Source organism: Haladaptatus sp. SPP-AMP-3, assembly GCF_049568665.1.
In the GTDB taxonomy this organism is placed as follows: domain Archaea; phylum Halobacteriota; class Halobacteria; order Halobacteriales; family Haladaptataceae; genus Haladaptatus; species Haladaptatus paucihalophilus.
The window spans coordinates 1,655,881-1,668,987 of sequence record NZ_CP145897.1 but is presented as its reverse complement, the minus strand read 5'-3'; the positions used below and the strand labels follow the sequence as shown (position 1 = coordinate 1,668,987).

The 13,107-nt window shown below is 63.3% G+C and carries 16 protein-coding genes; 5 read left to right on the top strand and 11 right to left on the bottom strand.

All coding sequences use genetic code 11. From position 1 onward, the window contains the following. The first annotated feature begins 38 nt into the window (after nt 1-38). Together dcd and V5735_RS09405 are read left to right on the top strand one after the other, a co-directional pair. On the top strand, nt 39-629 hold the full coding sequence (gene dcd / locus V5735_RS09410; RefSeq protein WP_423743286.1) for a dCTP deaminase: 591 nt from the start codon (nt 39-41) through the stop codon (nt 627-629). Then, on the top strand, nt 626-1,525 hold the full coding sequence (locus tag V5735_RS09405; protein ID WP_423743285.1) for a thiamine-phosphate synthase family protein: 900 nt from the start codon (nt 626-628) through the stop codon (nt 1,523-1,525). Before dcd ends, V5735_RS09405 begins: the two co-directional genes overlap by 4 nt. On the opposite strand, the gene V5735_RS09400 is transcribed toward V5735_RS09405, so the two are convergent. From V5735_RS09400 to V5735_RS09385, 4 genes are all read right to left on the bottom strand, one after another. After that, the gene (locus tag V5735_RS09400; protein WP_423743284.1) at nt 1,522-1,857 is read right to left on the bottom strand and encodes a hypothetical protein; all 336 of its coding nucleotides are present in this window, start codon (nt 1,855-1,857) and stop codon (nt 1,522-1,524) included. The genes V5735_RS09405 and V5735_RS09400 overlap by 4 nt on opposite strands. Nucleotides 1,858-2,029: 172 nt before the next feature. Beyond that, complete coding sequence (locus tag V5735_RS09395) at nt 2,030-2,272, bottom strand: PRC-barrel domain containing protein (RefSeq protein WP_423743283.1); 243 nt, start codon at nt 2,270-2,272, stop codon at nt 2,030-2,032. Between the two features lie 28 nt (nt 2,273-2,300). Beyond that, a complete protein-coding gene (locus V5735_RS09390; protein ID WP_423743282.1) occupies nt 2,301-3,239 on the bottom strand; it encodes a halocyanin domain-containing protein in 939 nt (312 codons plus the stop codon). Between the two features lie 4 nt (nt 3,240-3,243). Beyond that, nucleotides 3,244-4,380, bottom strand: a complete 1,137-nt coding sequence (locus tag V5735_RS09385) for a multicopper oxidase domain-containing protein (RefSeq protein WP_423743281.1) — start codon at nt 4,378-4,380, stop codon at nt 3,244-3,246. Between the two features lie 139 nt (nt 4,381-4,519). Here V5735_RS09385 and V5735_RS09380 point away from each other — a divergent pair, with 139 nt between their 5' ends. Beyond that, a complete protein-coding gene (locus tag V5735_RS09380; protein ID WP_423743280.1) occupies nt 4,520-5,206 on the top strand; it encodes a class I SAM-dependent methyltransferase in 687 nt (228 codons plus the stop codon). Here the strand turns inward: V5735_RS09380 and V5735_RS09375 are convergent. From V5735_RS09375 to V5735_RS09360, 4 genes are all read right to left on the bottom strand, one after another. After that, on the bottom strand, nt 5,200-5,349 hold the full coding sequence (locus V5735_RS09375; protein ID WP_423743279.1) for a hypothetical protein: 150 nt from the start codon (nt 5,347-5,349) through the stop codon (nt 5,200-5,202). The two genes, V5735_RS09380 and V5735_RS09375, sit on opposite strands and share 7 nt — an antisense overlap. A 42-nt stretch (nt 5,350-5,391) precedes the next feature. Beyond that, nucleotides 5,392-6,318 carry a sulfide-dependent adenosine diphosphate thiazole synthase gene (locus V5735_RS09370; RefSeq protein WP_423743278.1) on the bottom strand — a complete coding sequence of 309 codons (927 nt, stop codon included), beginning with the start codon at nt 6,316-6,318 and terminating at the stop codon, nt 5,392-5,394. Between the two features lie 143 nt (nt 6,319-6,461). Continuing rightward, complete coding sequence (locus V5735_RS09365; protein ID WP_423743277.1) at nt 6,462-7,580, bottom strand: aminomethyltransferase family protein; 1,119 nt, start codon at nt 7,578-7,580, stop codon at nt 6,462-6,464. 42 nt (nt 7,581-7,622) lie between these two features. After that, entirely contained in the window at nt 7,623-7,919 is a 297-nt protein-coding gene (locus tag V5735_RS09360; RefSeq protein WP_423743276.1) for a DUF6432 family protein, read from the bottom strand. A 208-nt stretch (nt 7,920-8,127) separates the two neighbouring features. Between V5735_RS09360 and V5735_RS09355 the strand changes: the two genes are divergently transcribed. Both V5735_RS09355 and V5735_RS09350 read left to right on the top strand, forming a co-directional pair. Continuing rightward, nucleotides 8,128-8,613, top strand: a complete 486-nt coding sequence (locus tag V5735_RS09355) for an Lrp/AsnC family transcriptional regulator (protein ID WP_423743275.1) — start codon at nt 8,128-8,130, stop codon at nt 8,611-8,613. 127 nt (nt 8,614-8,740) lie between these two features. Then, on the top strand, nt 8,741-9,106 hold the full coding sequence (locus tag V5735_RS09350; protein WP_423743274.1) for a DUF7344 domain-containing protein: 366 nt from the start codon (nt 8,741-8,743) through the stop codon (nt 9,104-9,106). A gap of 46 nt (nt 9,107-9,152) precedes the next feature. Here V5735_RS09350 and V5735_RS09345 read toward each other — a convergent pair whose 3' ends face one another. The 3 genes from V5735_RS09345 to V5735_RS09335 all read right to left on the bottom strand — a co-directional run bounded on the left by V5735_RS09345 (nt 9,153) and on the right by V5735_RS09335 (nt 13,047). Beyond that, nucleotides 9,153-10,601 (bottom strand): dihydrolipoyl dehydrogenase family protein, encoded by a 1,449-nt coding sequence (locus V5735_RS09345; RefSeq protein ID WP_423743273.1) that lies wholly within the window; start codon nt 10,599-10,601, stop codon nt 9,153-9,155. Between the two features lie 588 nt (nt 10,602-11,189). Then, nucleotides 11,190-12,143, bottom strand: a complete 954-nt coding sequence (gene kdgK1, locus V5735_RS09340) for a bifunctional 2-dehydro-3-deoxygluconokinase/2-dehydro-3-deoxygalactonokinase (protein WP_423743272.1) — start codon at nt 12,141-12,143, stop codon at nt 11,190-11,192. A gap of 88 nt (nt 12,144-12,231) precedes the next feature. Next, the gene (locus V5735_RS09335) at nt 12,232-13,047 is read right to left on the bottom strand and encodes an aldo/keto reductase (protein ID WP_423743271.1); all 816 of its coding nucleotides are present in this window, start codon (nt 13,045-13,047) and stop codon (nt 12,232-12,234) included. Nucleotides 13,048-13,107 lie beyond the last annotated feature (60 nt).

The following is a 13,107-nucleotide window of genomic DNA, read 5'->3' as shown; positions in this document are numbered from 1 at the left end:
CGGTGGGTCTTTACACACCCCCACCCCTGTTTTCGACAATGATACTCTCGGACGCGGACATCCGCTGCCGTCTCGACTCCGGCGACTTGGTGGTCGAACCGATAGACGAACCCGACCTGCAGATTCAACCGGCGAGTATCGACCTTCGACTCGGCGAGGAGTTCCTCGAATTCCAGCGCACCAACATCCCGTGCATCCACCCCGATAGCGAGGACGAGGTGGACAGCTACGTCACGGAAACAATCGTCGAGGAGGGCGACGAGTTCATCCTCCACCCGGGCGATTTCGTCCTCGGGACGACGAAAGAGCGCGTCGAAATCCCGTCGGACCTGCTCGCTCACGTCGAAGGCCGCTCGTCGCTCGGCCGACTCGCCGTCGTCGTCCACGCTACGGCGGGGGTCGTGGACCCCGGCTATCGCGGACAGATAACCCTCGAACTGTCGAACCTCGGGACCGCTCCCGTCGCGCTCAAACCCGGCACGCGCATCTCACAGCTCATCTTCACGGAGCTCAAGAACCCCTCGGAGCGGCCGTACGGGTCCGAACGCGGCTCGAAATATCAGGACCAAGCCGGACCGCAGGCGTCCCGAATCGGGAGCGACCACGAGTTCGGTGGTGACCAACTGTGAAGTTCGCGGAGGAAGTCGTCGTCGAGGAGTTCCTCCCCACGTTTCGCTCGATGCTCGCGGAAGACCTGCGCGAGCGGGGCCTGACCCAGAGCGAGGTGGCCGACGCCCTCGGTATCAGCCAGAGCGCCGTCTCGAAGTACGCGCACGGCGACGTCGCGCAAAACGACGGTATTCGGGACGACGAGCGCGTCTCCCGCCTCGTAACCGAGGTCGGTGAGGGGTTGGCGACGGGAAGCATGAGTCAGGTGCAGGCGCTCGTGGAGGTGGAGGTGCTCATCCGACGACTCGAAGACCACGACCTCATCGCGCAACTGCACGAGGAGGCGATGCCCGAACTGGCGGGTCACGGCGGCGACTTCAACGTTCACGACCCGGACGACGAACTCCGGGCGACCGAGCGCGTCCTCTCGTCCATGCGCCGCGGGATTCACATCGTGGAGGGGACGAGCGGCTTCACCTCGCTCATTCCCGCCGTGGGCTCGAACCTCTGTGAGAGTCTGCCCAACGCCGAGAGTATCGACGACGTGGCTGGCATCCCCGGTCGCATCTTCGACGTGAAGGGTCGGGCGACGATTCCGGCGGACCCCGAGTTCGGCGTCAGCGCACACGTCGCTTCCATTCTCCTCGCGGCACGCGACAACGGTGCCGACGTTCACGCCGCGCTCAACGTCCGCTACGACCCCGACATCGTGGCCCGCCTCGAATCGGTGGGCCACGCGACCGCCGAGTTCGACGCCGAGTACGACGACCTCAGCGAGGCGGTCGGCCACGCTCTCGACGAGTCGCCGGACGCGACAGTGCTCTATCACACCGGCGGCTACGGCATCGAACCCATCGTCTACATCCTCGGCGATTCCGCCGAGGCCGTGGCCGAAGTCGCGCGAAAAATCGTTTAAACGGGTACTCGTTCGCTGCGCTGTACTTCCCGAACGATGTCGTCCGGCAACACCTCCCCGCGTTCGTGACGAAGGTCGTTGACCTCCCGTGCGAACGACACCAGCGCCGAAACCGCGCGGTCGCGCGTCGCCACGCGACCGACCGGTCGAATCGTCGTGTATCTGTTGCCGATGCTGTCCTCCAGTTCGAGTTCCCACTCGTCCGAAATCGTTGCTTTGACCGCCTTCACAGCGATGCTCCCGTCCTCGTGCTGGAGTTGAATCTCGTCCCCCCTGATGGGTGCTCGTTCCCAGCCAGCGGGGATATCCCCGGCATCCGGCTGACCGTTCATGGTTTGTTCGTTTCTTCGTTGTCTCATTTATGTTTGCCTCGTGCTTGCCTGTGCGAGTCGTTTATCTCCAGCGATCGAATTGGCACACACAAAGTATATACCAATCCGGTCGCACTCTTTAGTTACCTCGGGTAGGGGTACACGAGGTAATTTTTTCTTCGAAACTATCCGATCAGTCGCGGGTCCGGAGGACTATCGTATCGTCTTCGATTCGTTCGATGTCCTCCTCGGAGAGAGCGTACGTGTTTTCGTTGTTTCCCCCCGTGTCGAATGCAGTTTGTAACGTCTCGACGACGCTCGGGTCGGCCTCGACGTGCGCCGTCCCGTGTCGTACCTCCATGACCATTCCGACCTCCGTACCGTCCGCCTCGATGACACGCTTCCCTTGGTCGCCTTCGGTCAGGGCAATTGTCATGTGATATAAATGGCGACCTGACTATACTTTACTGCTGTGGCCGGTTTCTTACCTGTGTCAATCGTGACGTGTCGCGGTTCTTTCGAAACGAGAGGAAGAGTGCGAACGCGATGGGCGAGAGTAGTGCGGTCACGAAACCGCCACCGAGGGCGAGTTGTCCCGAGGAGATGCCCGCCGTCGCGTTCTTCGGTCCGTCCACGACGACCGCACCTTTCATTCCCATTCCGCGGTGCGGCTCACAGAAATACTTCGTGATTCCACCGCTGTGGAAAGTGTGGGTGAACGTCGCGCTCGAATCGCCGTACAGGTCGCTCTTGAACGAGCCATCTTCCGCGACGACGTTATGGATTCCGTTCCCCGACCACCGCCACGTCACTTTCGTCCCGGCGTCGACGCGAATCGCCGCCGGACCGAATCCGTACGGCCCCCCGTTCGCCTGTGCACCGACATCGACCGTGACCGCATCTTTGCCGGTCATATCGACCGTTCCGTCGAAGTTATCGACGCCATCGAACCACCCGTCGTAGGTGGTTTTCGTCGTCCCGTTTTCGGCCGCCGCTCCGGGAAGCGCGGCGTCGCCGACGAGGACGACCCCTTTCATCCCCATCGCACGGTGCGGTTCGCAGTAGTAATCGATGGCACTGTCCGTCTCGAACGTGTGACTGAACGTCGCACCGGCCTTCTGCTGGAGGTCGCTCTTGAACGACCCGTCCGCGGCCACGACGTTGTGCATTCCGCCGTCTCCCGACCACTCCCAGACGACCCTCGTTCCGGGGTCGATTCTGACGGCGGCAGGACCGAACGCATAGGTGCCGCCATTACCTTCGGCACCGACCACGACGGTGACTTCTTCCTTTCCGGTCTCGTCCACGATTGTCGGCGACTCTCCGGCGACCGGTGGCAGCAACGAGAGTGCCGCGATGCCCGCACCTCCGCGGAGAACGTCCCGACGTGCTACGCGCGTCATCGGTTCACCCCTCGTACCCCGCGTACTCCATCAGGTTGGCGAAGACGTCGGTGTTCATCGCTTCCTTGTAGACGACCGCCGAGAGCATCCCTCCCGGGTAGGACGCGCCGTTTCTGACGTGATCTACCTTGTGACAGTGCATGAGGTAGATACCCGGGTCCGCGTCCGCTTCGAACTCGATGGTGTAGCGTTCCGCCGGGGAGACGTTCACCACGTCCTGCGGGAACTGCATCGCCTCGGGATAGTTCGCGCCGTCCTTTTCGACGATGTGGAACCGGTGGTTGTGGATGTGAAGCGGGTGCGACATGAACCCCGCATTGACGAAGTGAATCCGGACGGTATCGCCTGACTCCACGATAAACGGCGTCCCGTCTTCGGGGTGGAGTGTCCGCGGCGCGCTCTTTCCGTTGACCGTGAACACGTCGGGGCGACGGTTCGTGAGGTCGAAGGTCGCGTCCTCACCGGCGTACGCACGCGAGAGCCTCGAATCCCACTCTCGGACGGTTGCGAAATACTCCTTGTCGGCCTCCTCGTATCCCTTCGGGTCGACGCGGAGAATACCGAACATTCCCATCTCCATGTGCATCGGCGTTTGGAAGTGACAGTGATAGAGGTGCGTGCCGGGAACGTTCGCCGGGATGGTGTACGTGTGCTTCTTCCCCGGGTCGGCGGTGATACCCGTCGTCGTCGGCACGCCGTCGTTTTCCCACGTCTTTCGGACGCCGTGGAAGTGCAGCGTGTGGGGGTTCTTCATGTTCGTGTTGTCGAGCGTTATCTCCAGGTCGTGTCCTTCGGTCGTCCGGAGAACTGGACCGGGAACGCTCGGCGGCAAGTCGTTCGCCTGAAACGCCCACACGTGCGGAAGGGTTACCGGTCCGCCCATGCTGTCGAGCGGATGAACTTCGTGTCGGGCGGAGACGGCCCGCATCGTTACCTCGTGACCGAGTTCGTCCAAATCGACGACTTGTGGCGCGCTCGTCTTCGGAAGGGCGGCGTTTCCGGTCGCGGCGGCGACGCCTTGTCGGTCCGGTTGTGACGGTGCCGCGCAACCGGCGGTGGCGACGACGCCAGCAGTGCCGGTCGCCTTTACGAAATCACGCCGCGAGATGCCCGTTCCGGGTGCGCCAATCTGTGGCCTCATAGTACATGTTTAGCTTCGGCGACGGGGGTGATATGACCGAAAGGTGCTTCTCACGGCCTGAGACCTGTTCTCAGAAGGTGAGAACGACGTGTATAAAATCACCCGGGTCCTTTTATCCGCCTCCGTCGTACCGCAAACCATGTCACGGCGCGGACCGTCCACCGCCCAGCAGTTCTACGGCCGCTGGGCGCGACTCTACGACCTGCTCGCAGTAGCGACCCCCGGCCTCTCCCGACTCCGGAGTCGAGTCGTGGACGAACTCCGACTTTCGCCCGGCGACACCGTGGTCGAGATGGGGTGTGGGACGGGGGCGAACTTCCCGCACCTCCGGCGGCGCGTCGGTCCCGGGGGGAGGGTCATCGGCGTCGATTTCACCCGCGGAATGCTCGAACAGGCGCGGGACAGAATCGACCGCGAGGGATGGGAGAACGTCCACATCGTGCAGGCCGACGCCGCCACGTTCTCGCTCCGCGAGGATGTGGACGCCGTGCTCGCCACGTTCGTCATCGGCATGCTGGACGACCCCTACGGCACCGTTTCCCGGTGGCTGGACGGCATATGTCCGGGCGGGGGTCTCGCCCTGCTCGACGCCGGACAGAGTTCGCGCGCCTACTCGTGGCCCGTGAACCAGGCCTTCCGGGGCCTCGTGCTCGCCTCGACGCCCGGCGGGACGAGCGGCTTCGAGAAACCGCCGTGGTACGTGCTGGACGAACGAATCGCGGAATCGCGGCGGGCGCTGTCGGACCGGACGGTGGCGGTGCGCGACAGCCAGCACGCGCTCGGGGTGGTGCGGATTACGGGTGGGAAGGTGGCGGAGAATCAGTAGGGGTCGTACTCGCCCACGTCCAGCACGTCCTGTACCTCCTCGTTCCAGAAATGCTTCTCCGCCGTGGCGAACACCGTCCCGTGTACGCGTGCTGTCGCGGCGATGAGCGCATCCGGGTGGTCAGCGGGGACGCCGCGCGCCACGAGGTCTCGCTGGAGTATTGCGGCTTCCGTCGGCCGTACCGTTCAGTCGTCCGCGGGCGACGGACTGCTTACCATTTCGACGGTGCCGCCGACGTTTAACTCGTCAAGCGCGACCTGTGCGGCGCGCTTGCCCGACAGCAACATCGCGCCGAACGTCGGTCCCATCCGGGTGAGGCCGTAGGTCGTCGCGGTGGCGAGGCCGGTCGAGACGAGGCCGTCGTGAACTTTACCCGCGTGTTCGACCACCTCGTCTTCGCTCTTTGCGACCCACATGGAGTCGTGACCGGGCGAGTCGTGGCCGGGCGCGCCGTACTCCCCGTCTCCCGACTTGTCCATGCCCGTGTTGTGCTCTCGTGCGTGGCGGAGGCCGGGTGCGTCGAGCACGCCGCGCTCCTGGAGTTTCGAGACGACGACAGCTTCGTGACCCGTGGCGTCGATAACGAGGTCGGATTCGACCGCGATGGGGTCCACGCAGGTGAGTTCCCGCGGCAGGGCGTGGACCGGCGTCCAGTTCATGACGATGCCGCCGACGCGGTGGCCCTCGCGGACCACGACGTCGGTGAACTCGGTCATGTTCTGCATCTTCGCGCCCGCCGAACAGGCCGATTCGATGAGCGCGGAACAGGCGTGCGGGCCGTTTGCGACGTACAACCCATCGGCCTCGTCCGACTCCTCGTAGGGGACGCCGAGGTCGTCGAGGACGGCCTGCGACGGGTCGCGGACCGTCACCTTGTTCATCAGGAATCCGCCGAGCCAGAACCCCCCGCCGAGGTAGTTGTTCTTCTCCACGACCATCGTTTCGACCCCGCGCTCGGCGAGTTCCTTCGCCGCGACCAACCCGGACGGGCCGCCGCCGACGATGATGACGTCCGTCTCCGAGAACTCGGTAAACTCGTCGCTCCACGCGGTTCCAATCGCTCGCGTCACTTCCGCCTCGCTCACGTCCGCAAAGCCATCGAATGCTTGCATACCACTGAGTAATATTACTAAGTTGTTGAAAAGGTTTTTCCTCCGTCGGTGACACGCGGTCGTCGCTATCGGTTCGAATCGGGTTTGCCGAAAAACCTCCGCTCAGTGGTGTCTCGCGTCGATTTCGCACACGAGAGAATCGCTCAGTCGTAGGTCGGCACGCGCCCGGATTCGTCGCTGCCGTCCACCAGCGGCAGGGACACCAGTTCCGCGCTGACGTCCTCACCATCGACGCGGACGGTCAGCCCCGACCCGATTTCCACGTCGAAATCCACCAGCGCCATCGCGGCCGGTTCCCCGCGCGACGGACTCTCGATTCCGCGGGTGATTTCGCCGACGACTTCATCGCCCGCGAAGACCGCCGCGCCCGCTTGCGGTACGGATTCGGGGAGCAGCCCCGCGAGTCGCCGACTCGGTTGCCCGCGGTTCTCGACGCGCGATACGACTTCCTGGCCGACGTAACACCCCTTCTCGAAGTCGAGGGCGTTTCGGAGGCCGAGCACGTTCGGAATTTCGCCCCGTAGTTCGTACTCGAACAGCGGCGTTCCGGCTTCGAGCGTCAGCGACTCCCACGTCACCCGGCCGAAGGGAGCGGCGTTCATCCCCCGCGTGACGAGGGCGTCGAAGACGAGTTCGACGTTCGGCCGTTCGCGTCCGATTTCGTCCGCCGTCTCGTCCGTCGTGCAGATAACTTCGTAACCCTCCTCGCCCGTCGGCGCGTCGGTTCGAATGACCGTGACGCCCACGTCGGCCATCTTCCCGCGGATGAACGAAAGCTGTTCGTCCGGGGTGCTCGCTCCGTTCAGCACGCTGGCGACCTTTTCGGTGGCGTACGGTCCGTGGACGCCGAAGACGGCGAAACGCTCGGTCGCGACGGAGATATCCACGTCCTGAATGAACACCTTCTCTCGCCACTCCTCGGCGAGCGGTGTCGCCTCACCGGGCGGCACGAAGAGCAGGAGTCGCTCGCCCGCACAGTAGACGTACATGTCGAGTTCGACCTTCCCTTGCGGGTCGAGCAGAAGGGCGTAGGTTCCGCGTCCGTCCTCGCGCGGGACCGTGTTCGAGACGATGTTATCGACGTACTCGATTCTGTCATCGCCCGTGACGACGAGGACGCCGTAGGGCATCTCCGTGAGTCCGACGCCGTTCCTGACCGCACGGTGTGCCCGTTCGGGGCGGCCGTAGTCGCGTGGCACCCGACGATTTCCGACCGAACAAAACGTCGCTCCGTGGTCTTCGTGTAGCGCTTCGAGGTTCATACACGTAGTCGGGTGCGTAGGGGAGTAAAAACGTCGGATGCGCTACAGCGGCAGGCGCTCGATGAGCTTATCCACGAACGACGGCTCCTCGTCTATCTCCTCGGGGTCGGGAACGACGCGCTCGTCCGGGCGGATGAGCGTTCGTCCGCTCTCCATTCCGGCTTCTATCAGCCCGTCCCGTTTCAGGTTCGCGAGCGCGTCCTCCAACTCGTCGATGCCCGCCTCCACGTGGGAGCGCAGTTCGAAGACCGTCATGCCGTCTTCACTCCGGTCGACGAGGGCGTCGAGTACCCGGACCTCGATGTCCGGCCGCCGTCGGTACTCCCGCTTGGCCTTCATGTTTGTCCCTATGTCACCCCGGTTTTTAGCCTTACCTCCCGTTCGACCTCGGCGGCCAGCGACCCCGAAAAAATCAGCACGTCGTCGGTGTCGGCGGAGCGTCTCGTCGCTCGGTTTCGACGTGCTCCGGAACGCGACTGCCGATCGCGGAATCGTATCATATATAGTTCAGGAAACTATCATGGTGTATGATAACATTTGGTAACATATGACATCAAGCGCGCTCGACGAGATCGACGAAGGAATCCTGTACGCGCTCCAGCGCGACGCCCGCGGTTCGACCACGACCGCCCTCGGAAACCGGTTCGGCGTGTCGGCCAGCACGGTGAGCAATCGAATCGACCAACTCGAATCCGACGGCATCATCACGGGATATCAGGCGACGGTCGATTACGAACGGGCCGGATTTCCGCTGAACGTGTTGATGGTCTGTTCCGCACCCGTCGGCGAACGGAGCGAGTTAGCCCACCGGGTGCTCGACATCCCCGGCGTCGTGAACGTGCGCGAACTGATGATCGGCGAGAACAACATCCGCATCGAAACCGTCGGCGTGTCGAACGACGATTTGACGAGAATCGCGACCGCGCTCCCCGAGTTGGGGCTGGTACTCAAAGACGAGATTCTGATTCGGGACCAGTACTTTCAGCCGTTGAAGCAGTTCAGAATCGACGAGGACCGAACCGGCGAGGAGTGACCCGTCTTCCGCCACGGTCGAAATAGTTTCGACGGGGTATAAGTCGAGTTGAAACTTTCACAGCTTCTGTGCCCGAGACGTCAAAATGAGTTATGCGATTGGCATATCGATACGTCATCGTCGAACGATGCCTAGCGCACCGAAGCGACCCACGAACCGAGAACTCACGGAACGGTCTCACTCGACGTCCGGTTCCGACGTTCCGCTGAACGTGCTCTTCAAGATACTGAGCAACCGGGTACGGCGACGGATACTCCTCCTGTTGTCCTCCGACGACGGGCGGATTTCCATCGACGAACTGGCGGACGAACTGCTGGCCGAACGGGACACGACGTCCCGGGAGTCGTTGCTGGTCGCGTTGCACCACAACCACCTCCCACAGCTGGTCCGTGCAGGACTACTGGCACACGACTCGGAGACCGATGCCGTGCGATATCGCCCCGACGCGCGACTCGAACGCCTGTTGGACGTGATTGCGGCGCTCGACGGGTGACCGTCTCCCGCCAGAACGCGGTTTTGGCGGCCAGCGATAGGGATGCCTATTTTCCGACCTGCTCGCTCGCGTCCCGAAGCAAGCCGTCCAGAATCTCGGGCGTCGTCGGGTGGTACGCCCTGTCCGGCACGTCGCGGACGTCCATACCCCGTTCTATCACGACCTGCATCGTCTTCGCCATCACGTCGGCGTGGTAGTGCAACCCCTGATAGCCGAGAACGGTGCCGTCGTCCCCGTCCACCACGAGTTTCGCCAGCCCCCTCGACGCCTGTTTCGTCTTGAACACGCCGTCGTCCGCCGCACGTCGGCTGACGGCGACGTAGTTCCGCCCAGTCGCCTCCGCCGCCGTCTCCGACAGTCCCACTCTGGCGAAGGGATACACCCCGACCGCCGAGAAGATGACGTGGTGGCGGACGTTTTCGTACGGTTCGAGGTCGTCCCCCCGAGCGTGTGCGAGGATGTTCTCGGCGGCTTTGAAGCCCTGTTCCTTCGCCACGTGGAGAATCGGCTCCTTGCCGTTCACGTCCCCCACGACGAACGTTCGCGGGTCGTCGCGGGCCTGCATCGTATCTTCGACCCACCCGCCCCCGAATTCGAGCGCGGTGTTCTCCAGCCCGAGTCCGTCGAGGTTGGGTCGCCGTCCCGTAAAGAGGAACAACTCGTCCGCGTCGATGGTCCTCGATTCGCCGACTCCGGCTCTGCCTCCGCCTCCGTTTCTACCTCCGTTCCCACTCCCTCTTTGTTCGACGTGGAGCCGAACCCCGTCCCCCGTCGATTCGACCCGCTTTTCGTACGTTCGGGTCAGTATCTCGATTCCGAACTCCTCGCGGTAGATGTCGAGGAGTTCGTCGCCGAACGGCGAATCGGCCTCGTCCAGCGGATGCTCGTCGTGTTCGATGACGGTGAGGTCCATTCCCGCCGCCTCGCTGAGGTACGGGACGAGTTCGAGGCCGGTGTACCCGAACCCCATTACGACGCCCGAGTCGGGGAACTCGGTCGCGTCCAGCACGTCCGCGCTGGTCATGTAGTCCACGCCGTTCATGTCGGGTAGGTCGGGCACGTTCACTTTCGACCCTGTGGCGATGACGACGTAATCGGCCTCGATTTCTCGCCCGTCGATTTCGACCGTGTGGTCGTCCACGAGCCGTGCGGTGTCGTGATAGAACGCCACGTTCTCCCGCTCGGCGAGGTTGTGTACCGCCGCCCGTCGGTGTTCCGCGAAGCCGAGCACGTGGTCGTCTTTCAGCTCCACCACCGACTCCAAATCCACCTCCGGCGTCCCGGACAGCCGCGGGTCGTGGCGCGCTTGATACCGATGACTCGCCGCCGACAGCACCTCCTTCGACGGCATACAGCCGCGGAGGATGCACAGCCCGCCGCCGGGGTCGCCGTCATCGACGAGGGTCAGTCGAACGCTCGGGTCTTCCGCGAGACTCTGTGCCACGGCGACCCCCGCGCTTCCATACGCGCCGATGATGACGACGTGCGTTGTCATGTGTATCCAGTCTCGTTCAGGGATGTTAGCGGTTTAGGCGGCGGCGAGGATGAAGGGTTTCTCGAATCGTCTAGAAATCGGTTTGCCAGTATCTTTTGGTATGATTTAGTCTATTTTAGTACTATTCAGTATCTTCTAGGATTTCAAAATAGGATTCAGTATTCTACCATGGGATTCAGTACCACCGCTCGGTCGGAAACGAGTTTGCTGACGGGAGTCCTCCGAACGGGACTGCCGTAACGAAGACCCTGAAACCCCCCTCGTCGCAGTCGAGTTGTTGTTGGTTTGTTCGGGACTGTAACGACAGACGTCACTGAAACCGCAACCGCAAACCGCATCAACCACACCCTCCCCAACCGATTCGCTTCGCTCATCCACCGTCAGAGTAACGCTCTGACGAGCCATTCGTTCGTTTCTTCGTCACTCACGAAGACCTCGCACGCTTTAGCGAGGCGACTCGGACGTACTGTCCTCGTCGCCTCGCCAGCGCGCGCCACGATGAACGGACGAGATGCGGGGAACGAGTCAATCGCTACGGCGCGTGTACCGGCGGGTCGAAACGGTCGAGAACTGTGCGGTCGTGCTGTGCTATCTCGAAATATCGCGCGCTTCCGTGTCCATCACGCCCTCGACTTCCGCCCGCGTGACGACGGCCACGTCGCCCGGAATCGTCCGCTTGAGGGCGGCGGTGGCGGCCCCGTACTCCAGCGCGGTCGGGACGGATTCGCCGTCGAGGCGGCGGGCGAGGAACGCGCCGACGAAGGCGTCGCCGGTGCCGATGGGGTCCACGGTGTCCGTGTCGAAAGCGGACTGCTCGTGAATCTCGCCGTCGTGGAGCGCCAGCGCGCCGTTCGACCCGCGGGTGACGACGACGGTTTCGAAGTCCCAGTCGTCAGCGAGGCCGCGGGCGATGTCGTCGGCGTCGCCGGAGCGGTCGAGGACGGTTCTGGCGTCGCGCTCGGCCGCGACGAGCACGTCGATGCGGGGGAACAGCGCGGTGAGCGATTCGCGCGCTTCGGCGGGCGACCAGAGTTTCGACCGGTAGTTCACGTCGAAAGCGGTGGTCGTCCCGGCGTCCTGTGCCGCCGCGAGCACCTCGTCCACGGTGGATTCGAGCGTCGCGGACAGCGCGGGCGTGATGCCGCTGGTGTAGAATGTTCGGGCGTCTCGAATCCGGTCGAGCGCCACGTCGTCGGCGGTCGCCGTCGTGACCGCGGCGTCGGCGCGGTCGTAGATGACGTTCGTGCCGCGCGGGTCGGTGCCGTGTTCGAGGTAGTAGGTTCCCTGCCGCCCTTCGTCGCTCCACGCGATTTCGGTGTCGATGCCGTACCGTCGAAGCCCGGCGACGACGCGCCGTCCGAGCGGCGAGTCGGGGAGCTTCGAGGTCCACATCGCCTCGGTACCGAGTCGGTGGGCGGCGATGGCGACGTTGCTCTCCGCGCCAGCGGCACGGAGTTCGAGCGACGAGGTGCTCTCGATGCGTTCGCGGTCGGGCGGCGAGAGCCGCAACATGGTCTCGCCGAATGTCACGAGGTCGGTCATACCCGCGAGATGCACCCCGGTGCCCATAGTTTCCCCGGTGCGAGGTCGAAAAACGAGTTCGTTTCAGCTCCGTGCCGATTTCAGCGAGTCAGTTCCACGGTCCAAAGTCGGGGTCGACTTGGCGCTCTTTCCGCTCGATGCCCTCGATTTTCTCGATGTCCTCGTCGTCCAGTTCAAGGGTGAGCGCGTCGTAGTTGTCATCGATGTGGTCCTCGCCCGTGGCCTTCGGGATGGCGACCACGTTGTCCTTCGACATGAGCCACGCGAGGCTGACCTGCGCTTCGCTGGTCTCGTGCTTCTCGGCGATGTCGGTCAGTTCGGGCACGTCGAACACGTTACCGCGGGCGAGCGGGGAGTACGCGACGAGCGTGATGTCGTTTTCCTGCGCGTACTCGACCAGCTCGTCCTGTTGGAGGAGCGGGTGCATCTCGACCTGATTGGCGTAGATGGGTGCGTCGAGGATTTCCTTCGCCTCTTCCAGATGCTCGGGTTCGAAGTTGCTCAGGCCGACGTGCTTGATTTTGCCCTCGTCGTACAGCTCGTCGAACGCCGCGAGTGTCTCTTCGGGGTCGTACTCGCGGGCGGGCCAGTGGACGTAGAGCAGGTCAACGTAGTCCGTGCCGAGTTTGTCCAGACTCTTCTCGGTCGTTTCGAGTACGTCGTCGTGTGCGAGGTTATCTATCCAGACCTTCGTGGCGAGGAAGAAGTCCTCGCGGTCCACCGACGAGTCGGCGATTCCCCTGCCGACCTCCTCCTCGTTCCCGTAGGCTTGGGCGGTATCGACGTGTTCGTACCCCAAATCGAGGGCGTAGGCGACGCTGTGTGCACACTCGTCGCTGTCCGTGTTCTCCCACGTTCCGAGTCCGAGTTTCGGAATTCCGTCGCTGTTGGCGTCGTATGTCATCGTATTCCCTGCAAGGGGGAGCAAGGAAAAAGGGGTTGTGGCGGCGGAAATCCTGTGGGG

Bases quoted from the DNA above. Each gene is read 5' to 3' on its own strand.
- dcd (WP_423743286.1), top strand. From the start codon at position 39: ATGATACTCTCGGACGCGGACATCCGCTGCCGTCTCGACTCCGGCGAC.
- V5735_RS09385 (WP_423743281.1), bottom strand. From the start codon at position 4,380: ATGAGGCCACAGATTGGCGCACCCGGAACGGGCATCTCGCGGCGTGAT.
- V5735_RS09365 (WP_423743277.1), bottom strand. From the start codon at position 7,580: ATGAACCTCGAAGCGCTACACGAAGACCACGGAGCGACGTTTTGTTCG.
- V5735_RS09400 (WP_423743284.1), bottom strand. From the start codon at position 1,857: ATGAACGGTCAGCCGGATGCCGGGGATATCCCCGCTGGCTGGGAACGA.
- V5735_RS09370 (WP_423743278.1), bottom strand. From the start codon at position 6,318: ATGCAAGCATTCGATGGCTTTGCGGACGTGAGCGAGGCGGAAGTGACG.
- V5735_RS09390 (WP_423743282.1), bottom strand. From the start codon at position 3,239: ATGACGCGCGTAGCACGTCGGGACGTTCTCCGCGGAGGTGCGGGCATC.
- V5735_RS09380 (WP_423743280.1), top strand. From the start codon at position 4,520: ATGTCACGGCGCGGACCGTCCACCGCCCAGCAGTTCTACGGCCGCTGG.
- V5735_RS09360 (WP_423743276.1), bottom strand. From the start codon at position 7,919: ATGAAGGCCAAGCGGGAGTACCGACGGCGGCCGGACATCGAGGTCCGG.
- kdgK1 (WP_423743272.1), bottom strand. From the start codon at position 12,143: ATGACCGACCTCGTGACATTCGGCGAGACCATGTTGCGGCTCTCGCCG.
- V5735_RS09335 (WP_423743271.1), bottom strand. From the start codon at position 13,047: ATGACATACGACGCCAACAGCGACGGAATTCCGAAACTCGGACTCGGA.
- V5735_RS09395 (WP_423743283.1), bottom strand. From the start codon at position 2,272: ATGACAATTGCCCTGACCGAAGGCGACCAAGGGAAGCGTGTCATCGAG.
- V5735_RS09350 (WP_423743274.1), top strand. From the start codon at position 8,741: ATGCCTAGCGCACCGAAGCGACCCACGAACCGAGAACTCACGGAACGG.
- V5735_RS09355 (WP_423743275.1), top strand. From the start codon at position 8,128: ATGACATCAAGCGCGCTCGACGAGATCGACGAAGGAATCCTGTACGCG.
- V5735_RS09345 (WP_423743273.1), bottom strand. From the start codon at position 10,601: ATGACAACGCACGTCGTCATCATCGGCGCGTATGGAAGCGCGGGGGTC.